This window comes from Ramlibacter pinisoli (assembly GCF_009758015.1).
GTDB lineage: Bacteria > Pseudomonadota > Gammaproteobacteria > Burkholderiales > Burkholderiaceae_C > Ramlibacter > Ramlibacter pinisoli.
This window is the reverse complement of sequence record NZ_WSEL01000003.1, coordinates 2,230,814-2,251,362: the sequence shown is the minus strand read 5'-3', so window position 1 is coordinate 2,251,362 and position 20,549 is coordinate 2,230,814. Positions and strand designations below refer to the sequence as shown.

At 72.0% G+C, this 20,549-nt stretch carries 19 protein-coding genes; 14 read left to right on the top strand and 5 right to left on the bottom strand.

Features of this window, described 5'->3' with window-relative positions; genetic code table 11:
• Nucleotides 1-11: 11 nt before the first annotated feature.
• Nucleotides 12-1,508 (bottom strand): cryptochrome/photolyase family protein, encoded by a 1,497-nt coding sequence (locus GON04_RS12200; protein ID WP_157398119.1) that lies wholly within the window; start codon nt 1,506-1,508, stop codon nt 12-14.
• A gap of 21 nt (nt 1,509-1,529) precedes the next feature.
• Between GON04_RS12200 and GON04_RS12195 the strand changes: the two genes are divergently transcribed.
• Genes GON04_RS12195 through GON04_RS12170 form a run of 6 tightly spaced genes read left to right on the top strand, consistent with a single transcriptional unit; the run spans nt 1,530 to nt 6,055 of the window.
• Nucleotides 1,530-2,135, top strand: coding sequence for a YqgE/AlgH family protein (locus GON04_RS12195; RefSeq protein ID WP_157398118.1), 606 nt, complete (start codon nt 1,530-1,532; stop codon nt 2,133-2,135).
• Nucleotides 2,132-2,548, top strand: coding sequence for a Holliday junction resolvase RuvX (gene ruvX, locus GON04_RS12190; RefSeq protein WP_157398117.1), 417 nt, complete (start codon nt 2,132-2,134; stop codon nt 2,546-2,548). The genes GON04_RS12195 and ruvX overlap by 4 nt, the downstream gene beginning before the upstream one ends.
• Nucleotides 2,545-3,039 carry a bifunctional pyr operon transcriptional regulator/uracil phosphoribosyltransferase PyrR gene (gene pyrR / locus GON04_RS12185; protein ID WP_157398116.1) on the top strand — a complete coding sequence of 165 codons (495 nt, stop codon included), beginning with the start codon at nt 2,545-2,547 and terminating at the stop codon, nt 3,037-3,039. The genes ruvX and pyrR overlap by 4 nt, the downstream gene beginning before the upstream one ends.
• A 3-nt stretch (nt 3,040-3,042) precedes the next feature.
• Nucleotides 3,043-4,005, top strand: coding sequence for an aspartate carbamoyltransferase catalytic subunit (locus tag GON04_RS12180; RefSeq protein WP_157398115.1), 963 nt, complete (start codon nt 3,043-3,045; stop codon nt 4,003-4,005).
• Nucleotides 4,006-4,008: 3 nt separating this feature from the next.
• A complete protein-coding gene (locus GON04_RS12175) occupies nt 4,009-5,316 on the top strand; it encodes a dihydroorotase (protein ID WP_157398114.1) in 1,308 nt (435 codons plus the stop codon).
• A 4-nt stretch (nt 5,317-5,320) separates the two neighbouring features.
• Entirely contained in the window at nt 5,321-6,055 is a 735-nt protein-coding gene (locus GON04_RS12170) for a lysophospholipid acyltransferase family protein (protein WP_157398113.1), read from the top strand.
• On the opposite strand, the gene GON04_RS12165 is transcribed toward GON04_RS12170, so the two are convergent.
• Entirely contained in the window at nt 6,049-7,146 is a 1,098-nt protein-coding gene (locus tag GON04_RS12165) for an ABC transporter ATP-binding protein (RefSeq protein WP_157398112.1), read from the bottom strand. The genes GON04_RS12170 and GON04_RS12165 overlap by 7 nt on opposite strands.
• A 122-nt stretch (nt 7,147-7,268) precedes the next feature.
• Here GON04_RS12165 and GON04_RS12160 point away from each other — a divergent pair, with 122 nt between their 5' ends.
• Entirely contained in the window at nt 7,269-8,870 is a 1,602-nt protein-coding gene (locus GON04_RS12160; protein WP_157398111.1) for an ABC transporter permease, read from the top strand.
• 33 nt (nt 8,871-8,903) lie between these two features.
• Here the strand turns inward: GON04_RS12160 and GON04_RS12155 are convergent, their stop codons facing one another.
• From GON04_RS12155 to GON04_RS12150, 3 genes are all read right to left on the bottom strand, one after another.
• Nucleotides 8,904-9,137, bottom strand: coding sequence for a hypothetical protein (locus GON04_RS12155; protein WP_157398110.1), 234 nt, complete (start codon nt 9,135-9,137; stop codon nt 8,904-8,906).
• A gap of 322 nt (nt 9,138-9,459) precedes the next feature.
• Entirely contained in the window at nt 9,460-9,648 is a 189-nt protein-coding gene (locus tag GON04_RS26575; RefSeq protein WP_181654012.1) for a hypothetical protein, read from the bottom strand.
• Nucleotides 9,649-9,811: 163 nt separating this feature from the next.
• Nucleotides 9,812-10,972: an ATP-grasp domain-containing protein gene (locus GON04_RS12150; RefSeq protein ID WP_157398109.1), complete on the bottom strand. Its 1,161-nt coding sequence runs from the start codon at nt 10,970-10,972 to the stop codon at nt 9,812-9,814.
• A 175-nt stretch (nt 10,973-11,147) separates the two neighbouring features.
• Between GON04_RS12150 and GON04_RS12145 the strand changes: the two genes are divergently transcribed.
• From GON04_RS12145 to GON04_RS12115, 7 genes are all read left to right on the top strand, one after another.
• Entirely contained in the window at nt 11,148-13,817 is a 2,670-nt protein-coding gene (locus GON04_RS12145) for a winged helix-turn-helix domain-containing protein (RefSeq protein WP_338050943.1), read from the top strand.
• A gap of 148 nt (nt 13,818-13,965) precedes the next feature.
• Complete coding sequence (locus tag GON04_RS12140) at nt 13,966-14,814, top strand: TauD/TfdA family dioxygenase (protein ID WP_181654048.1); 849 nt, start codon at nt 13,966-13,968, stop codon at nt 14,812-14,814.
• A 37-nt stretch (nt 14,815-14,851) separates the two neighbouring features.
• On the top strand, nt 14,852-15,910 hold the full coding sequence (locus GON04_RS12135) for a beta-keto acid cleavage family enzyme (RefSeq protein WP_157398106.1): 1,059 nt from the start codon (nt 14,852-14,854) through the stop codon (nt 15,908-15,910).
• 103 nt (nt 15,911-16,013) lie between these two features.
• Nucleotides 16,014-16,595 (top strand): RBBP9/YdeN family alpha/beta hydrolase, encoded by a 582-nt coding sequence (locus GON04_RS12130; protein ID WP_157398105.1) that lies wholly within the window; start codon nt 16,014-16,016, stop codon nt 16,593-16,595.
• 26 nt (nt 16,596-16,621) lie between these two features.
• Nucleotides 16,622-17,593 carry a quinone oxidoreductase family protein gene (locus tag GON04_RS12125; protein WP_157398104.1) on the top strand — a complete coding sequence of 324 codons (972 nt, stop codon included), beginning with the start codon at nt 16,622-16,624 and terminating at the stop codon, nt 17,591-17,593.
• A complete protein-coding gene (locus GON04_RS12120) occupies nt 17,590-18,903 on the top strand; it encodes an MFS transporter (protein WP_157398103.1) in 1,314 nt (437 codons plus the stop codon). The genes GON04_RS12125 and GON04_RS12120 overlap by 4 nt, the downstream gene beginning before the upstream one ends.
• A 16-nt stretch (nt 18,904-18,919) precedes the next feature.
• On the top strand, nt 18,920-20,548 hold the full coding sequence (locus GON04_RS12115) for a 3-(methylthio)propionyl-CoA ligase (RefSeq protein ID WP_157398102.1): 1,629 nt from the start codon (nt 18,920-18,922) through the stop codon (nt 20,546-20,548).
• Nucleotide 20,549: the final 1 nt, after the last annotated feature.

Sequence of the window (20,549 nt, the reverse complement as noted above, 5' to 3'; positions counted from 1 at the left end):
CTGGCCGGCGCTCAGGCGAGCGCCGGGCCGGCCTGCTTCACCACCGCATAGCGCTGCAGCGTGCGCGCACGGGCCGCGTCGTGGTCGACGACGGGCCGCGGGTAGTCGCGTCCGAGCACGACGCCGGCGGTCTCCAGGTCCGCCGGCGTGGCCGTCCACGGCTGGTGCAGTGCCGCCGCCGGCAGCTGGCGCAGGGCCGGCAACCAGCGCCGGATGAAGGCGCCGTCGGGGTCGAACCGGCGGCTCTGCGTCACCGGGTGGAAGATGCGGAACCAGGGCTGGGCGTCGCAACCGGACGAGCTGGCCCATTGCCAGCCGCCGTTGTTGGCCGCCAGGTCGTAGTCGAGCAGCTGGCGCGCGAAGTAGCGTTCACCCCAGCGCCAGTCCACGCCCAGGTCCTTGCTCAGGAAGCTGGCAGTCACCATGCGCAGCCGGTTGTGCATCCAGCCGGTCTGGTTCAGCTGCTGCATCGCAGCGTCCACCAGCGGGTAGCCGGTGCGGCCCTCGCACCAGGCGGCAAACAGGGCCTGCGCGGGCCGGCCCCGTTCCCAGGCGATGGCGTCGTAGGCGGGCCGGAAGCTGCGGCCTGTGCCGTCGGCGGCCACCACGTGCGGGAAGTTGGCCAGGACCTGGACGAAGAAGTCGCGCCAGATCAGCTCGGACAACCAGGTGGCCGCGCCTGCGTCGCCCGTGGCCGCCCGCGCATGGGCCAGCCGCGCCAGGGCCCGCACCGACAGGGTCCCGAAGCGCAGCTGGACGCTCAGCCCGCTGGTCCCGTCCAGGGCCGGGTAGTCGCGCGTGGCCTGGTAGCGGTCGATGCGCCGATCGAACGCCTGCAGCTGCCGGGCCGCGCCCTGCGCCCCGACCGGGACGGCCAGCGACGCCAGGTCGGTCGGCTCAAATCCCAGCTCGGCCAGCGTGGGCACGGCGCGCGCCCAGGCCGCCGGTCGCGCCGCCAGGGCACCGGCGTGCTGCTCCACCGGATGGCCGCGCAGGTCGTCCGCATCGACCTTGGCCAGCCAGGCGTTCTTGTACGGCGTGAACACCGAGTAGGGCCGTCCGGCCTGGGTCAGCAGTTCCTGGCGGTCGAAGACCACCTGGTCCTTGCTGTCGTGGCAGGCGATGCCGGCATCGACCAGCGCCGCGCGTACCTGGGCATCGCGCGCGATCGCCGCCGGCTCGTAGTCGCGGTTGAAGAACACGGCCTGGGCCCCGAGCGCGCTGGCCAGCCGCGGGATCTCCCGGGTGGCTGTGCCGTGCACGGTGACGAGGCCGGCGGCCGGCTGGCCGGCCAGCGACCGCAAGGTCTTGTCCAGCTCGACCAGGCAGCCGCGGATGAACTCGACACGCCGGTCCTGCCGCGGCAGGCCGGCCAGGATGTCGGTGTCGAAGACGAAGGCGCAGTGCACCTGGTGGCAGCTGCGCAACGCGTGGGACAGGGCCGCATGGTCCTGGGCACGCAGGTCCCGGCGTAACCACACCAGGCCCACTGGATAGGGCTTTTCCATGCGCTCCGGTAAAATTCGATCATGCCCGCCGATGCCTCACCCATCAACCTGACGCATCACTTCCTGATCGCGATGCCGGGCCTGGAAGACGAATCCTTCGCCCGCAGCGTCATCTACCTGTGCGAGCACAGCGCCCGCGGCGCCCTCGGCCTGGTGATCAACAAGCCGAGCGACATCAAGCTCAAGAGCCTGTTCGAGAAGGTCGACCTGCCCCTGGAACGCGATGACCTCGCGGGCACGCCGGTGTTCCACGGCGGCCCGGTCCAGACCGAACGCGGCTTCGTGCTGCACGAGGCGGTGGTCGCCTCCGGCGCCGAGGCGGGTGCCGACGAATCGGTGTATGCCTCCACCATGACCATCCCCGGCGGCCTGGAGATGACCACCTCCAAGGACGTCCTGGAGGCCCTCTCCACCGGCGCCGGCCCGCGCAAGGTGCTGGTGTCGCTGGGTTACTCCGCCTGGGGCGAGGGCCAACTCGAATCGGAGCTGGCCGAGAACAGCTGGCTCACCGTCGGCGCCGACCCGGCCGTCATCTTCGACACGCCGGTCGAACAGCGCTACGACAAGGCGCTGGCCCTGCTGGGCCTGCAGGCCTGGATGCTGTCGCCCGACGCCGGTCACGCATGAGCGGCGAGCGCTCCGACATTCCCCGCCACCACACCAGCTTTCTCGCTTTCGATTTCGGGGCCAAGCGCACCGGGGTCGCCAGCGGCAACCGGTTGCTGCGCAGCGCGACGCCGCAGCCCACCATCCGTGCCGAGGCCAGCGAGGCGCGGCTGCAGGCCGCCGAGGAACGCGTGCGCCAGTGGCAGCCCGACGCGCTGGTGGTGGGCGTGCCGTTCCATCCCGACGGCGCCAGCCATGACAATACCGCCCGGGCACGCCGCTTCGGCCGCCAGCTCGGCGCGCGCGTCAAGCTGCCGGTGTACGAGGTCGACGAGCGTTACAGCACCACCGAGGCGCTGGCCGAGGGGGCGCGCGACGCCGACGCGGCTGCCGCCTGCATCATCCTGGAACAGTTCTTGAGGAGTCTTGAATGAGCGACTTGCGGCTGGACGCCGAGGCGCTGTACCGCGAGCTGCTGCGCGGCGTGCCGGCCTTGCGCGGCAGCGACGGCCGGCTGGTGGGCATCACCTCGGGTGGCGCCTGGCTCGCCCAGCGCCTGCAGAAGGACCTGGGCCTGGACGGCGACGCCGGCGTCATCTCCTCGGCCATGCACCGCGACGACTTCGCGCAGCGCGGCCTGGCCGCCTCGAGCGCGCAGACGGTGCTGCCGTTCGACGTCGACGGCGCCCACATCGTGCTGCTCGACGACGTGCTCTACACCGGCCGCACCATCCGCGCCGTGCTCAACGAGCTGTTCGACTTCGGCCGCCCGGCCAGCGTCAAGCTGGCGGTGCTGGTCGACCGGGGCGGGCGCGAACTGCCGGTGCAGGCCGAGTTCGCCGCCGCCCGGGTCGCCCTGCCCGACACGCAGTCGCTGCAGCTCGCGCGCGATGACGACGGCCGCTTCAGCTTCCAGGTGAACTGACCCATGCTCTCCAGGCGCAATCCCCAGTTGAACAAGAACGGCGAGCTGATCCACCTGTTGTCGGTGGAAGGCCTGCCGCGCGACATCGTCACCCACATCCTCGACACCGCCAGCCGCTTCGTCGGCGTGAGCGACCGCGAGGTCAAGAAGGTCCCTCTGCTGCGCGGCAAGAGCGTGTTCAACCTGTTCTTCGAGAACAGCACCCGCACCCGCACCACCTTCGAGATCGCGGCCACGCGCCTGTCGGCCGACGTCATCAACCTCGACATCGCGCGCTCCTCGGCCAGCAAGGGCGAGTCGCTGCTGGACACCATCGCCAACCTGTCGGCGATGGCCGCCGACCTGTTCGTCGTGCGCCACAGCGAGTCGGGCGCGCCCTACCTGATCGCCCAGCACGTCGCGCCGCACGTGCACGTGATCAACGCCGGCGACGGCCGCCATGCGCACCCCACGCAGGGGCTGCTCGACATGTACACGATCCGCCACTACAAGAAGGACTTCGCCAACCTCACAGTGGCGATCGTCGGCGACGTGCTGCATTCGCGGGTGGCGCGCTCGGACATCCACGCCCTCACCACGCTCGGCTGCGCCGAGGTGCGCGTGGTCGGCCCCAAGACCCTGGTGCCGGCCGACCTGGCGCAGATGGGCGTGCGGGTGTGCCACACGCTGGAGGAGGGCATCCGCGGCTGCGACGTGGTCATCATGCTGCGGCTGCAGAACGAGCGCATGAGCGGTGCGCTGCTGCCGTCCTCGCAGGAGTTCTTCAAGAGTTTCGGGCTGACGCCGGACAAGCTGCAGCTGGCCAAGCCGGACGCCATCGTGATGCACCCCGGTCCCATCAACCGCGGCGTGGAGATCGATTCCGCCGTGGTCGACGGCAAGCAGAGCGTCATCCTGCCGCAGGTCACCTTCGGCATCGCGGTGCGCATGGCGGTGATGAGCATCGTCGCCGGCAACGAGGCATAGGGCATGAAGATCCTGATCAAGAACGGCCGCGTCATCGATCCGGCATCGGGCCGCGACGCCATCGCCGACGTCGCGCTGGCCGCCGGCCGCATCGTGTCGATCGGCGGCACGCCGGCCGGCTTCAACCCGGCGCGCACGCTCGACGCCGCCGGCTGCGTGGTCGCGCCCGGCCTGGTCGACCTGGCGGCGCGCCTGCGCGAGCCGGGCCACGAGCACGAGGGCATGCTGGAGTCCGAGATGCGCGCGGCCATCGCCGGCGGCGTCACCAGCCTGGTGTGCCCGCCCGACACCGACCCGGTGCTCGACGAGCCCGGCCTGGTCGAGATGCTGAAGATGCGCGCCGAGAAGCTGCACCAGGCCCGCGTGTTCCCGCTCGGCGCCCTCACGCGCGGCCTCGCCGGCGAGGTGCTGACCGAGATGGCCGAACTCACCGAGGCCGGCTGCATCGGCTTCTCGCAGGCCGAGGTGAGCCTGGCCAACACGCAGGTGCTGATGCGCGCCATGCAGTACGCCGCCACCTACGGCTACACGGTCTGGCTGCGGCCGCAGGAACTGCACCTGGGCAAGGGCGTGGCGGCCAGCGGCCCGCTCGCCACCCGGCTGGGCCTGGCCGGCGTGCCGGTGATCGCCGAGACCATCGCGCTGCACACCATCCTGGAGCTGGCCGGCTCCACCGGCGCGCGCGTGCACCTGTGCCGCCTGAGCAGCGCGGCCGGCATCGAACTGGTGCGGCGCGCCAAGGACCAGGGGCTGCCGGTCAGCTGCGACGTCAGCATCAACTCGCTGCACCTGACCGACACCGACATCGGCTACTTCGACAGCCGCATGCGGCTGGTGCCGCCGCTGCGCCAGCAGCGCGACCGCGATGCGCTGCGCGAGGGCCTGGCCGACGGCACGGTCGATGCCCTGGTGTCCGACCACACCCCGGTCGACGAGGACGCCAAGACGCTGCCGTTCGCCGAGGCCGAACCCGGCGCCAGCGGGCTGGAGCTGCTGCTGTCGCTGGCGCTCAAGTGGGGCCAGGAGAGCGGCTGCGGCCTGCCGCGCGCGCTCGCCGTGGTCACCAGCGAGCCGGCGCGCGTGCTCGGCTCCGCGCTCGGCACCCTGCAGGCCAGCTGCGGCCAGCTGGCCGAGGGCGGGGTGGCCGACCTGTGCGTGTTCGACCCCCAGGCCTACTGGACGGTCGAGCCCGGCGCGCTGCGCAGCCAGGGCCAGCACACGCCGTTCTCCGGCTACGAGCTGCCCGGCCGGGTGCGCTGGACGGTCGTCGGCGGCCAGGTCGTCTGGGACGACGGTCCCGGCCCCGCCTGAGCGGATGCGGCCGTTGCGGGCCATCTGGCGGCTGCTGCGGGCCCTGCTGCACGCGCTGGCCGGCTGGTTCACCATCGTCGCGGTGTTCCCGCGCCTGGACCCGCAGGCCCGCAGCGAGCGGGTGCAGGCCTGGGCGCGCCGCATGCTGCAGGTGCTGGGCATCGGGCTGCAGGTGCACGGCCAGCCGCCGCTGCACGGGCCGCTGCTGCTGGTGGCCAACCACATCTCCTGGCTCGACATCCTGGTGATGCACGCGGCCCGGCATTGCCGCTTCGTGTCCAAGTCGGAAGTGCGCCACTGGCCGCTGATCGGCACCCTGGCCACCGGTGGCGGCACCCTGTACATCGAGCGCGCCTCGCGGCGCGACGCGATGCGGGTGGTGCACCAGATGGCCGCCAGCCTGCAGTCGGGCGACATCGTGGCGGTGTTCCCGGAGGGCACCACCAGCGACGGCATCGACCTGCTGCCGTTCCACGCCAACCTGATCCAGGCGGCGGTCGCGGTCGGCGCGCCGGTGCAGCCGGTCGGCCTGCAGTTCATCGACGACCGCAGCGGCCAGCGCAGCCTGACGCCGGCCTACATCGGCGACGACACGCTGGTGGGATCGCTCTGGCGCACCCTGGGCGGCCCGTCCTTCACGGCCGTCGTCCGCTACGGCAGCACCCAGCACGCGGCCGGCCGCGACCGGCGCACGTGGGCGGCCGACCTGCGCCGGGCGGTGCAGGAACTGCGTCAGTAGGGCGCCATCGGCGGCGCCGACGCGCCGGCGCCGCGCGCGAAGGTGACCACGTGGTCCACCTCCGGCCGGATGCCGATCCACTCGCCGACCTTGTGGTCGTGGTGGCTGGGCACGTGGGCCAGCACCGTCTCGCCGGTGGCCAGCCGCAGCGTGTAGAGGAACTCCGAGCCGCGGAAGGCCTTGCGCACGATCTGCGCCTTCACCGGCGCGGCGTCGTCGTGGACGATGTCGTCGGCGCGCAGCAGCACCTCGCAGTGGCCGCCCTCGAAGGCCGCGGGCAGCGGGCAGTTGGAAACGTCGGCCAGCGCGCCCAGCGGCGTGTCCACCACCACCTGGCCGTCCTGCTCGCGCAGCTGGGCGGGCGTGAACACGCCGTGGCCGATGAAATCGGCGACGAAGCGCGTGGCCGGCCGGTGGTAGAGCGTGTACGCGTCGTCCCACTGGTGCAGCCGGCCCTGGTGCATGACGCCGATGGTGTCGCCGATCGCGAACGCCTCGAGCTGGTCGTGGGTGACGAACAGCGCCGTCGCCTGGGCCGCCTTGAGGATGCCGCGCACCTCGTGGGCGAGGCGCTCGCGCAGGTCGACGTCCAGGCTGGAGAACGGCTCGTCCAGCAGCAGCAGCCGCGGCCGCGGCGCCAGCGCGCGCGCCAGGGCGATGCGTTGCTGCTGGCCACCCGACAGTTCGTGCGGCATCCGCGCCTCCGTTCCCGGCAGGCCGACCAGCGCCAGCACCTCGGCCACGCGGTCCGCCCGCTCGTGGCGCGCCAGCTTGCCCAGCCCGAAGGCGACGTTGCGGCCCACGTCCAGGTGCGGGAACAGGGCGTAGTCCTGGAACACCATGCCGATGCGGCGCGACTCCGGCGCCAGGTGGATGTCGGCGCTCTCGACCACCTCGCCGGACAGGCGGACCTGGCCCGCGCTGGCCCGCTCGAGGCCGGCGATCGCGCGCAGCAGCGTGGTCTTGCCGCAGCCCGAAGGCCCGATCAGCACGCCGATCGCGCCGGCCGGCAGGCCGAACGAGACGCCGTCCACCGCCGCCCGCGGCTGTCCGCGGTACCTGACCCCCAGGGCATCGACGTCCACATGCATGCACCCATTCTAGATGCGTACAATTCTCATTTGCGTTGGATGCCCGATCCGGCGCGGTCTTTCCGGGCCACTGGCGGCCCGACCTCGGTTCCACGCTTGGCCACTTCCCCTTGCACCCCGTGATGCGCCGGCTCCAGGACGCCCTGCTGCTGGCCCTCGCCGTGGTCATCGTGCTGCCGGTGGCGGCCGTGCTGGCTTCCTGGCTGCAATGGGACGCCCGCAGCGCCGGGATCCTGCGCGAGATGGCCGCGACGGTGCTGCCGGCCTATGCCCTCACCAGCCTGGGCCTGTGCCTGGCGGTGGCGGCCGGGGTGGCGCTGGTGGGCACGGCCTGCGCGGCCGCCGTGACGCTGTTCGACTTCCCGGGCCGCCGCCTCTTCGAGTGGGCGCTGCTGCTGCCGCTGGCGGTGCCGGCCTACGTCGTCGCCTACGCCTACACCGACTTCCTGCAGTTCAGCGGACCGCTGCAGTCGTGGCTGCGCGCCGCGCTCGGCGCCGAGGGCCGCATGTTCCCCGAGGTGCGCAACGCCGGCGGCGCCGCCGTGGTGTTCGTCGCCACCCTCTATCCCTACGTCTACCTGCTGGCGCGGGCCGCGCTGGGCGACCGCGCCGTGCACCTGATGGAGGCCGCGCGGCTGCTCGGCGCGCCGCTGCGCGAGCGCCTGCTGCGCGTGGCCATCCCGCTGGCGCGGCCGGCGGTGGCGGCTGGCGTGGCGCTGGCGCTGATGGAGACGCTGGCCGACTTCGGCGTGGCCAGCTACTTCGGCATCCAGACCTTCAGCGCCGGCATCTACAAGGCCTGGCTGGCGATGGACGACCGCATCGCGGCGGCGCAGCTGGCGACGCTGCTGCTGGCCGTGGTGACCGGGCTGCTGCTGCTGGAGCACCGGGCCCAGCAGCGGCTGCGGTTCTCGGTCGCCCGGCAGGGGCCGGCCGGTTCGGCCGAGGCCCAGCTCATCGTGCTCGCGGGAGGCCGGGCCGCCGCGGCCGTCGCGGTGTGCGCGCTGCCGATCCTGCTCGGATTCGTGTTGCCGGTGCTGTTCATGCTGCGGCCGCTGCTGGCCGACTGGGCCGTCCTGCCCTGGCGCCGCTTCCTCGACTGGACCCTCCACAGCGTGCGCCTGGGCGCGATCAGCGCCGTGCTCGGGGTGGTGATCGCGCTGCTGCTGGCGGCGGCCCTGCGGCGCGGCGCCGACCTGCTGACGCGGGTGGTGGTGCGGCTGGCGGGGCTGGGCTACGCGGTGCCGGGCGCGGTGATCGTCGTCGGCCTGCTGCTGCCGGTCGGCTGGGTGCAGCAGGCGGCGCCGCAATCGACCACCGTGTTCTGGGTCACCGGGACCGTGCTCGGGGTCGTGTGGGCCTACCTGGTGCGCTTCATGGCGGTGGCGCTGCAGGCGGTGCAGAGCGGCTACGCGCGCATCCCGGCCAGCCTGGACGACTCGGCGCGCATGCTGGGCGCCGGCCGCCTGCGGCTGCTGTCCGGCGTGCACTGGCCGCTGCTGCGGCGCTCGGTGGCCGCCGCCGGCCTTCTGGTGTTTGTCGACGTCATGAAGGAGCTGCCGGCGACGCTGCTGCTGCGCCCCTTCAACACCGACACGCTGGCGGTCGTCGCGTACAACTTCGCGCGCGACGAACGCCTGGGCGAGGCGGCCCTGCCGTCGCTCGCCTTGGTGCTGGTGGGGTTGCTGCCGGTGATCCTCCTGAGCCGCACGCTGCGGCGCTGACGCGCGCCGCAGCGTGCGGGCCGGCCCGGCGCTTCAGGCCTCGTCGCCGAACTCCGGGCGCTGCCCGCTCTGCTTGCGGAACACCACCTCGCCGGTGGCAACGTGGACGACGCGGATTTCCTGGCCGTCCGGCCGCGTGGTGCTCTTGGCTGCCACGGCGACCGCCAGCGCGCGGTCGCGGACGAAGTACTGCTGGGAACCGGAGCCGGGCAGCCAGCGGCTCGCGATCGGGTGGCTGCTTTCGATGCGGTAAGTCGAATGGGGCACTGAGTCGCCTCTCTTGCGTATTGCTTGCTTATCGTGGACGCACCACGCAGGTTCGACCGGTTGCGGAGGACGGCGGGCGGCTCCTGCTGCCCCCGTGCGCTTGGTCTCTGCGTCGAGCGTGAGGACAGCCTAGCGGAGTGGTCGCGAGTGTCTGTAGGACGCCGCCGCATGGGCCACAACGCAGCGGTAAAGGCGCGAACACGGGCGTCGCGCACGACTGGCGCGCTGGCGCGCGCGCAAGAAAATCCCCCCTGCGCGGACGGTGTTCAGCGCGCGTGTTCAGCGCGTGGATTGACGCGCCGGATTCAGCGACGCGCGGGGATCAGCGGGGAGTGGGCGCCGCCGGCTCGCCCTGGGTCACGACGACGTCCTTGCTGGCGACGAAGCGCCGCTCGCAGTGTCGGCAACTCCAGTGACGCAGTCGCGGCAACAGCAGCCGCATCCACGCGGGGCGACGTTCGCGGACGAATTCCGGGGTGGCGCAATCACACGGCTTGAAACGCAAAACCATGGGCGCGGTTTGTAACACCGCCGGCCTGATCGCACCCTGACCGAATTGACAGGGTGGACGCGGCACATGGCCATTGCATGACAGGCCGCTGTCCGCTCCGCTGCCTGCGTTCTTGAAGGAACCAGACGGCGCTGCCGATGCAACGCCACGACATCGGGGACGATTAGGAGATGGCCTCCCGCGCCTGCTCGGAGCCGACACGGCCTGCACTGCGCCGCAGCGGCGCCGCCAGCCGCCGCAGCACGCGCCGTGCGAGCGCCGGCAGGGTGGCGCCGAACAGCACCAGTGCATAGGGGTCGAGCACGCTGCTGCGCAGCAGCCGTCCGCGCTCGCCGCGGTCGGCGAGCAGTGCGCGCCACTCGGCCGGCCGCAGCAGCGGATGCCGGGTGCTGGTGCTGCCGGTGCCGAGAAAGCGTGTCGGCGCCGGCGGGCCGGGGCGCGCGGCCTCCAGCCCTTCGCGCAGGAAGTTCAGGCCGCAGGCCGCGGGTGCCAGCAGCGAGGCCCAGTAGCGCGGGTTCGATTCGATCAGGAAGATGCGCCCCGTGCCCTGCTCGATGCGCGCATCGATGTTCATCGGGCCGCTGTAGTGCGTCGCCGCGCACAGCCGGCCGGCCAGCGCCTCCAGGGCGGCATGGCGGCCGAACTGCATCTGGTGGCCGCGCACCCGGTGCACGGTGGCCGCGCGCAGCCGGCCATCGACCGCGAACAGGTCGACGTCGACGTCGCAGCCCGGCACGTAGCGCTGCACGACGACGGCGCCGGCCGGATAGCCGCCGTCGTCCAGCACCCCGCGCTGCAACTCCTCGGCATGGCGCACCACCACCACGCCCAGCGATCCCGAGCCGCGCACGGGCTTGACGACGAAGGGCACGCCGAGCGCGTCGGCCAGGGCGTCGAACACCAACTGCTCCTTGCCCGCGAACGCCAGCGCCTCGGGCACGGCCAGATCCTGCTCTTCGCAGAAGCGCTGGAAGCGGCTCTTGTCGTCCAGCAGCTCGATCAGCTCCGGGTCGGCATGCGGGATGGTCGGCAGCGGCACCCGCGAGCGCACGCGGTGCAGCAGGCTGGTGGCCTGGCAGTCGCACGGGACCAGCACGGCCTGGGGGAACTCGCACGCCAGCTCGAGCAGCCGGTCGGTCACGGCGCGCTGGTCCTGCAGGTCGACCAGCACGTGCCGGCTGCACGAGGTCGACCAGCGCAGGCGGCGCGTGGCCCGGTCGCCGACCACGATGCGCCGCCGGATCCCGCCGGCGCGCGCGGCCTGCAGCGCAGGCAGGAGCAGGCGGCGCTGGTGCCCGATGAGGATGACGGTGCTGGCGTCCATGGCGTTCATGCTGAGGCAGCCAGCCGGGCCGTCGAGGACTGACTAGTCCGAACAGGGGAGGGTGGCCCGACCGGCGGCAGCGCCACCGTGGCCACGGCCGCGCTGGGCAGGCGACGTGCGGATGGGCCGATGGTCCAGCCCGGCGTACCATGCACGCCAGTCTCGCCGTCCCGCCGTGTCCACCGTCCATCCCGCCGTCACCAGCGACCTGCTGCTGAAGGTCACGCCGCCGCGTGTCCCGCGCGACGCCCTCGTGCGCGAGGCGGTGGCGGGCGCGACGGTGCCGCCCGCGCACGCCGTCGTGCTGGTGCAGGCGGCGGCCGGCTTCGGCAAGACGCTGCTGCTGGCGCAGTGGCGGCGCGACCACCTGGCGCAGGGCGCGGCCGTCGCCTGGCTGCTGGCGCAGCCGCAGGACGAACCGGCGCGCCTGGTCCAGGCGCTGGCCCTGGCGGTGCGGGTCGGCGCCGGCCGCCCCACCTTCGGCCACGCGCTGCTGCAGGGCGACGGCGCGATGGGGCTGGAGGGTGTGACCGGCTGGCTGGCCGAGGTGGCGCAGAGCGCGCTCCAGCTGGTGCTGATCGTCGACGAGGCCGACCGGCTGTCGGCTGCCTCGCGCGAGGCGCTGGCCTACCTGCTGCGCAACGCGCCGCCCAACCTGCGCTGCATCGTCGCGGCCCGCACCGACTGCCACCTCGGCCTCGACGACCTGGTGGCCTATGGCGACTGTCTCCAGGTCGGGACGGCGCAGCTGCGCTTTTCGCTCGACGAGGCCATCCATCTGGCGCGCAACCGCTTCGGCGAGGCGATCGACCGCGACGCCGTCGCCCGGTTGCACGAACTGGCCGACGGCTGGCCGCTGGGCGTGCAGCTGGCGCTCTCGGTCAGTGCCAGCACCGGTGCGCGCGAGCTGCCGCGGCTGGCGCTGCAGGGCGCGGCGTTGCGCACCCAGCTGCTCGACTTCCTGCTGGGCAACCTGGCGCCGGCCGACCTGGACTTCCTCACCCGCATCTCGGTGGCCGAGCCCCTGCATCCCGCCCTGTGCGCCGCGCTGCTGCCCGGCAGCGACGCGGCGCAGCGGCTGCAGCGCTTGGTGCGCGATACCCCGGTGTTCGTCGCCGCCGAGCACTCCGAGTGGCTGCGGCTGCATGCGCTGGCCTGCGAGGCCCTGCGCGAGCGGCTGGCCGCCTTGCCCGAGGACGAACAGCAGGCCCTGCACGCGCGCGCAGCCGACTGGATGGCCGAGCACGGCCTGCTGGACGCGGCGGCCGGCCATGCACTGGCCGCCGGCCAGCAGCAGAAGGCCTATGCGCTGGCCGAGCGCAGCCTGTACGAGATGCTCATGACGCGCGGCCGCCAGGGCGCCGTGCTGGAGTGGCTGGACCGATTGCCGGCCCAGGAGCTGGATCGGCGGCCGCGGCTGCTGCTGGCCGCCGCCTGGTCGCTCGCCCTCAGCGAGCGCCACGACGAGGCGCAGCGGCTGGTCACGCGCATCCTCGCCCAGCCGAGCGTGGACGATTCGCTGCGCTGCGAGTGCGCGCTGATCCTGGGCGGCGCTGCCGTGTTCGCCGACGACCCGGATCGCTTCGCCGAGCTGCACGATCCCTGGGCCGCGGCACCGCCGTTGCACGATCCGCTGCTGCTGCAGGTGCACGCCAACCGCACCGCCTTCCGGGCCCTGCTGGATGGCGAACCGGCGCTGGCCCGGCTGCGCCAGCAGCAGGCACCGCTGGCCCCCGGGGACCGGCCCGCCTACCTGTCGCGTTGGGGCGACTTCATCATCGGCCTGACCTATCTCTGGGAAGGCCAGGTGCTGCTGGCCGAGCAGCTCCTGCGGCCGAGCCTGGCGGCGGCGGAAGCCGACCTGGGGCGGCGCAGCAGCTTCGCCTCCATGTTCGCCTCGCTGCTCGCGGCCGCCGTCTGGGAACGCGACCAGCCGGAGGAAGCGGCGGCGCTGCTGGCCAACCGGCTCGACGTGCTGGAGCGCAGTTCCCTGCCCGAGAGTGCGCTGCTGGGCTACCGCACCATGGCGCGCATCGCCATCGCGGCCGACAGCGAGAGCCGCGCGCTCGACCTGCTGGGCGCCATGGACGCGGTGGGCATTGCCCGCAAGCTGCCGCGCCTGCGCGTGGCCAGCCTGGCCGACCAGGTGCGGCTGCATGCGCGGCGCTTCCGCACCGAGACCTGCCGCGACCTGTGCCGGCAGATGGACGAGCTGCTGGCGCAGCCCGACATGCCCACCGGCCAGCTGTGGCAGCGCAGTGTCCAGCCGCTGCGCCTGCTGGCGCGCGGCTACGCCGCCATCGCGGCGCAGGACTGGCGCGCGGCCGTCCAATGCCTGGCCGAGGTGGAAGCCGTGGCGCTCAAGACGCGCCAGGGCCGGGTCCGCATCGAGGCCCTGGCGCTGCGCGCCTGGGCGCTGGACCGCTGCGGCGAGAAGGCCCAGCCGCTGCTGCAGGAGACGCTGGGGCTGGCCCGGGCCAGCGGGCTGCAGCGCGTGTTCGCCGATGCCCATCCGGGGCTGGCCAAGTGGCTGAGCGATTCGGCCGCCGCCGTGGCGGCGCGGCCGGTCGCCGCCACCTCAGAGACCGCGCCGGTCGCACCGGCAACCCGGGCGCAGCCACGCGCCCTGCCCAGCATGGCACTGACGCCCAAGGAGCGTGAGGTGCTGGAGTTGCTGGCACGCAGCCTGTCCAACAAGGAGATCGGGCTGGCCATGCAGGTGGGCGAAGAGACCATCAAGTGGCACATGAAGAACCTGTTCGCCAAGCTCGACGCGGGCACGCGAAAACAGGTGGTCTCGCGGGCCCGCATCCTGGGTCTGCTGGCCGACGCCCCCACCGTCTGAGGGGGCTGCCCCCCTCTGCGATGGGGGGCGCCCGGGACCTCCCGGTCCTTAGTCTTCATGCATCCAAGGAGATGCCATGCTCACCACGTCCGAGACCACCCGCCCCGCCGCTCCTGCGGTGCTTCCCACGGGCACACTGTCGCGCTCCATCCGCGTCGAACCGCTGACCTGCGCCATCGGCGCCGAGCTCAGCAACATCAACCTGGGCGTCGCCTCGCGCGACCCGGCGCTGGTGGCCGAGATCCGGGCCCTCCTGCTCAAGCACAAGGTCCTGTTCTTCCGCGACCAGGACATCACCCGCGCCGAGCATGTCGCCTTCGCCCGCCACTTCGGCGAGCTGGAGGACCACCCGGTGGCCGGCAGCGATCCGGAGAACCCCGGCCTGGTGCGCATCTACAAGTCGCCCGACCAGCCCAACGACCGCTACGAGAACGCCTGGCACACCGATGCCACATGGCGCGACAAGCCGCCGTTCGGCTGCGTGCTGCGCTGCGTCGAGTGCCCGCCGGTGGGCGGCGACACGATGTGGGCCAACATGGTGCTGGCCTACGAGAAGCTGCCCGAGACCGTGAAGCAGCAGATCGAGGGCCTGCGCGCCCGCCACAGCATCGAGGCCAGCTTCGGCGCCGCCATGCCGGCCGACAAGCGCCTGGCGCTGCACGCCCAGTTCCCGGATGCCGAGCACCCGGTGGTGCGCACGCACCCCGAGACCGGCGAGAAGATCCTGTTCGTGAATGCGTTCACCACGCACTTCACCAACTTCCACACCACCGCCAACGTGCGCGTCGGCCAGGACTACTCGCACGGCGGCAGCGACCTGCTGCGCTACCTGGTGAGCCAGGCCTTCATCCCCGAGTACCAGGTGCGCTTCCGCTGGAAGCCCAACTCCATGGCCATGTGGGACAACCGGTCCACGCAGCACTACGCCGTCATGGACTACCCGCCCTGCCACCGCAAGATGGAACGCGCCGGAATCATCGGCGACGCCACCTTCTGATCCGCTTCTATCTCGTCACACATCGCAAGGACACGCCATGAACTTCCTCGACGGCTCGCTCTTCCCCGAGAACCAGGACAAGCTGGTCATCACCGCCGCGCCCTACGGCCCCGAATGGATTCCTTCCGACTTCCCGGAGGACATCCCGGTGTCGATGGAGGCCCAGATCCAGAAGGCGGTGGACTGCTACAACGCCGGCGCCACCGTGCTGCACCTGCACGTGCGCGAGCTGGACGGCAAGGGCTCCAAGCGCCTGTCCAAGTTCAACGAGCTGATCGCCGGCGTGCGCAAGGCGGTCCCCGACATGATCATCCAGGTCGGCGGGTCGATCTCCTTCGCACCCGAGTCCGACGGCGCCGCCGCCAAGTGGCTGTCGGACGACACGCGCCACATGCTGGCCGAGCTGGAGCCGCAGCCGGACCAGGTGACGGTCACGGTGAACACCTCGCAGATGAACGTCGTCGAGCAGATGGACGTCGAGGACATCGCCGGCACCTCGCTGGCCGAGCCCGATGGCTTCCGCGCCTACTCGAACATGGTCGTGCCCTCGACGCCGAGCTTCTTCGAGGAGCACATCCGCCGCCTCAACAAGGCGAAGATCCAGAGCGCCTTCCAGTTCTACAACATCAACAGCTTCGAGACCGTCGAGCGCCTGATCCGCCGCGGCATCTACAAGGGCCCGCTGGTGTGCAACTGGGTCGCCATCGGCGGCGGCATGGACCAGCCGACGGTCTACAGCCTGGCGAACTTCCTGCGTGCCATCCCCGACGGCACCATGCTGACGGTGGAGAGCAGCATGCGCAACGTGCTGCCGATCAACATGATGGGCCTGGCCATGGGCCTGCACGTGCGCTGCGGCATCGAGGACAACCTCTGGAACCAGTCGCGCACCGAGAAGATGTCCACCGTCAAGCAGATCGAGCAGCTGGTGCGCATCTCGCGCGAGTTCGGCCGCGAGGTCGCGACCGGCAAGGAAGCGCGCCAGATCTGCAAGATCGGCGTCTTCTACGACACCGTCGAAGAGACCCTGGCCGCCAACGGCTTCGCGCCCAACGCCAAGGGCCGCCAGCAGGGCTTCCTGCGCAAGGCCGCCTGACGACGCGCGCCGAACCGACCACCCGTCCTAACACCTTCCTCGCCATGGCCGGCGCCAGCGCGCCGGTCATGGCGCTGGCGGACCGGAACGGGAACGTCCTGCAATGAACACAACCATCCAACCCACGGTGCTCCTGGTGCCAGGCCTGCGCGACCATGTCGAGCAGCACTGGCAGACGCTGCTCGCGGCCGACCTGCCGCGGGCGGTCACCATCGCGCCCATGGGGCGCGCCAACCTGGACTGCCGCGCGCGCGTCGAGGCGATCGAGCAGGCCGCCAACAGCATCCGCGGGCCGCTGGTGATCGTGGCGCACAGCGCCGGCTGCCTGATGGTCGTGCACTGGGCGCAGCGCACGCGCCGTGCCGTGGCCGGCGCCCTGCTGGCCGCGCCGCCGGACTTCGAGCGCCCGATGCCCGAGGGCTATCCCGCCATCGAGGAGCTGGCCGCCAACGGCTGGCTGCCGGTGCCGCGCACGCGGCTGCCGTTCCGCAGCATCGTCGGCGCCAGCCGCAACGACCCGCTCGCCTCGTACGCCTGCGCCAGCGCGCTGGCGCAGGACTGGGGCAGCGAGCTGGTCGACCTCGGCGAGGTCGGCCACCTGAACCCATCGTCCGGTTTCGGCCCCTGGCCGCCGGCCCACGACTACATCGAGCAGCTCGCGGCAGCGGCCCCGATGCGCGCCTGACGCTGCCGCACAAGGAGACAGACACCATGGCAAAAGCCATCCGCATCCACCAGATCGGTGGGCCCGAAGTCCTGCGCCTCGAGGACGCCGAGGTCGGCGAGCCCGGCCCCGGGCAGGCCCGCGTGCGCCACAGCCACATCGCGGTCAACTTCATCGACATCTACTTCCGCACCGGCCAGTACCCGCTGCCGCTGCCCAGCGGCCTGGGCTCGGACGCCGTCGGCGTGGTCGAGGCGGTCGGACCCGGCGTCACCGAAGTGAAGCCGGGCGACCGCGTGGGCTACCTGCTCGGTCCGCAGGGCGCGTATGCCGATGTGCGCGTGATGCCGGCTGCCGTGCTGATCCCGCTGCCCGACGCGGTCAGCGACGCCACCGCCTCGACGCTGATGATGAAGGGCATGACGGCGCAGTACCTGTTCCGCCAGGTCTTCCCGCTCAAGGGCGGCGAGACCATCCTGTACCACGCCGCCGCCGGCGGCGTCGGCCTGATCGCCTGCCAGTGGGCCAGGGCGCTGGGCGTGCGCATGATCGGCACCGTCAGCAGCGACGAGAAGGCCGCAGTCGCGCGGGCCAACGGCTGCGCCGAGGTGATCGTCACCACGCGCGAGGACATCGCCAAGCGGGTGCGCGAACTCACCGACGGCAAGGGCGTGCCGGTGGTCTACGACTCGGTCGGCAAGGACACGCTGGCCGCCTCGCTCGACAGCCTGCAGCCGCGCGGCACGCTGGTGAGCAACGGCACCAGCTCCGGCCCGGTGGTGATCGACACCATGCAGCTGGCCGTCAAGGGATCGCTGTACGTCACGCGGCCGGCCATGGTGCACTACGCGACCCCGCGCCCGCACATGCTGGCGATGGCCAAGGAACTGTTCGACCTGGTCGCCGCGGGCAAGATCCGCAGCGAGCCCAGCCGCACCTATCCGCTGGCCGACGCCGCCGAGGCGCACCGCGCCATCGAATCGCGCCGCACCACCGGCGCCACGGTGCTGCTGCCATGAGCGTCGACCTGACTGCCGACACGGCCCGCCCGGTGGCCGCGGACAGCTACCTGTTCACCCGGGGAGCGGCCTGGTTCGCCTACGCGATGACGATGGGCCTGATGGTGGTCGACTACATCGACCGCCAGGTGATCGTCTCGCTGTTCCCGCACCTGAAGCAGGCCTGGGGCCTGACCGACACCCAGCTGGGCGCGCTGGTCTCGGTGGTCTCGATCACCGTCGCGGTCGGCGCGCTGCCGATCGCGCTGATCGCCGACCGCGGCAGCCGCGTGCGCAGCATCGTCACCATGGCCACGGTGTGGAGCGTGGCGACGATCTCGTGCATGTTCACGCGCGGCTACGGCCAGCTGCTGGCGGCGCGCGCCGCCGTCGGGCTGGGCGAGGCCGGCTACGGCTCGGTCGGGGCGGCGCTGATCTCCAGCCACTTCCCCGCCCGCATGCGCGGCGCGCTGCTGGCCGGCTTTTTCGCCGCAGCCTCGTTCGGTTCGGTCCTGGGCGTCATGCTCGGCGGCCTGATCGCCGCCCGCTGGGGCTGGCAGGCCGCCTTCGGCGTGGTCGGCATCCCGGGGCTGGTGCTGGCGCTGGCCTACATCAAGGTGCGCGACTACCGCACCGTGGCCCTCACGGCCTCCCTGGACCGCGCCACCTCCAGCCCGGGCGGCGTGCTGCGCCACGTCGCCGGCGCCCTCGGCCGCTCGCCCACGCTCCTGTTCGTGTGCCTGGGTGCCGCGGCCCAGCTGGTGGTGGTGTCGTCCGTCTGGTCCTGGCTGCCCAGCTTCCTGAACCGCGTGCACGGCGTCGCACCCGACCAGGCCGGCGTGCGCGCCGCCCTCGTGGTGCTGTGCGGTGCGATCGGCTCGATCGCCTGGGGCGCCCTGGTCGACCGCGCCGGCCTGCGCCGTCCGCGCAACAAGCTGGTGGCGCTGGCCGCGCTGTGCCTGCTGTCGCTGGCGGTGCTGGCGCTGGCCTTCGGGCTGCCGCTGGTCGGCTGGGCGCTGACGCCGTCGATGCAGTTCGGCCTGATCGCCGCCGGCGGCTTCGTCATGACCTGCTCGGTCGGCCCGGTCTCGGCCGTGGTCATCGACGTCATCCACCCCGGCGTGCGCGCCACCGGCTCGTCCGTGCTGGCGCTGTTCCAGAACCTGTTCGGTCTGGCGGTCGGACCGCTGATCGCCGGCGCGCTATCGGACGTCTGGGGCCTGCCCCTGGCGCTCGCGGCCATGCCGCTGTTCTCCATCCTCGCCGCGGCCGCGTTCCTGCGTGCCGGCCGCACCTATGAAGCCGACGCGGCCCGTGCCGCCCGCCCCTGATCTCCCGGAGTCCACCATGAACGCTTCCATGATGCAGCAGCCGCTGCTGATCTCGTCCCTCCTGACCCACGCCGAACGCCACCACGGCGACCAGGAAGTGGTGTCGCGCCGCGTCGAAGGCGACATCCACCGCTGCACCTACCGCGAACTGGCGCAGCGCTCGCGCCGCATGGCCAACGCCCTGGCCAGCCTGGGCGTGCGCTTCGGCAACCGCGTGGCCACGCTGGCCTGGAACGGCTACCGCCACATGGAGCTGTACTACGCCGTCTCCGGCTCGGGCGCCGTGCTGCACACGCTGAATCCGCGCCTGCACCCCGACCAGGTGGTGTGGATCGCCGACCACGCCGAGGACCAGGTGCTGTTCTTCGACCTGAGCTTCCTGCCGCTGGTGGAAGCCGTCGCCGGCCGGGTCTCGACCATCAAGACCTTCGTGCTGATGACCGACCGCAGCCGGATGCCGGCCAGCACCACCATCCCGGGCCTGCTGTGCTACGAGGACCTGGTGGAGTCGGGCGCCGACCGCTTCGACTGGCCCGAGTTCGACGAGAACACGGCCAGCTCGCTGTGCTACACCTCCGGCACCACGGGCAACCCCAAGGGCGCGCTCTACAGCCACCGCTCCACGGTCCTGCACACGCTCGCCAGCGCGCTGCCCGACGCGCTGTGCTGGTCGGCACGCGACGTCATCCTGCCGGTGGTGCCGATGTTCCACGTCAACGCCTGGGGCCTGCCGTACGCGGCCTGCATGGTCGGCGCCAAGCTGGTGTTCCCGGGCCCGTTCCTGGACGGCAAGAGCCTGCACGACCTGTTCGAGGCCGAGGGCGTGACGGTGTCGGCCGGCGTGCCGACCGTCTGGCAGGGCCTGCTGGCCCACGTCGAGGCCAACAACCTGAAGTTCCGCACCATGCGCCGCACCATCATCGGCGGCTCGGCCTGCCCGCCGGCCATGATGCGCGCCTTCCAGGAGCGCTACGACGTGCAGGTGCTGCACGCCTGGGGCATGACCGAGCTGAGCCCGCTGGGCACGGCCTGCGTGCTCAAGAAGCACCAGCTGGAGCTGCCGGTCGAGGAGCGCCTGGTGCTGCAGGCCAAGCAGGGCCGCGCCGTGTACGGCGTCGACATGAAGATCGTCGACGACGAGGGCCGCGACCTGCCGCACGACGGCAAGGCCTCCGGCGAGCTGCTGGTGCGCGGTCCCTGGGTGATCCGCTCGTACTTCAAGGGCGAGGGCGGCGACCCGCTGGTCAACGGCTGGTTCCCCACCGGCGACGTGGCCACCATCGACGGCGACGGCTTCATGCAGATCACCGACCGCAGCAAGGACGTGATCAAGTCCGGCGGCGAGTGGATCGGCTCGATCGACCTGGAGAACATCGCGATGGCCCACCCGGCCGTGGCCATGGCCGCCTGCATCGCCGCCCACCACCCGAAGTGGGACGAGCGTCCGCTGCTGGTGGTCGTGAAGAAGCCCGGCAGCGAGCTCACGCGGCACGAGATGCTGCAGTTCTTCGACGGCAAGATCGCCAAGTGGTGGACGCCGGACGACGTGGTCTTCGTCGAGTCGATCCCGCTGGGCGCGACCGGCAAGATGCAGAAGAACAAGCTGCGCGACCAGTTCCGCGAGCACACCCTGCCGACGGCCTGAG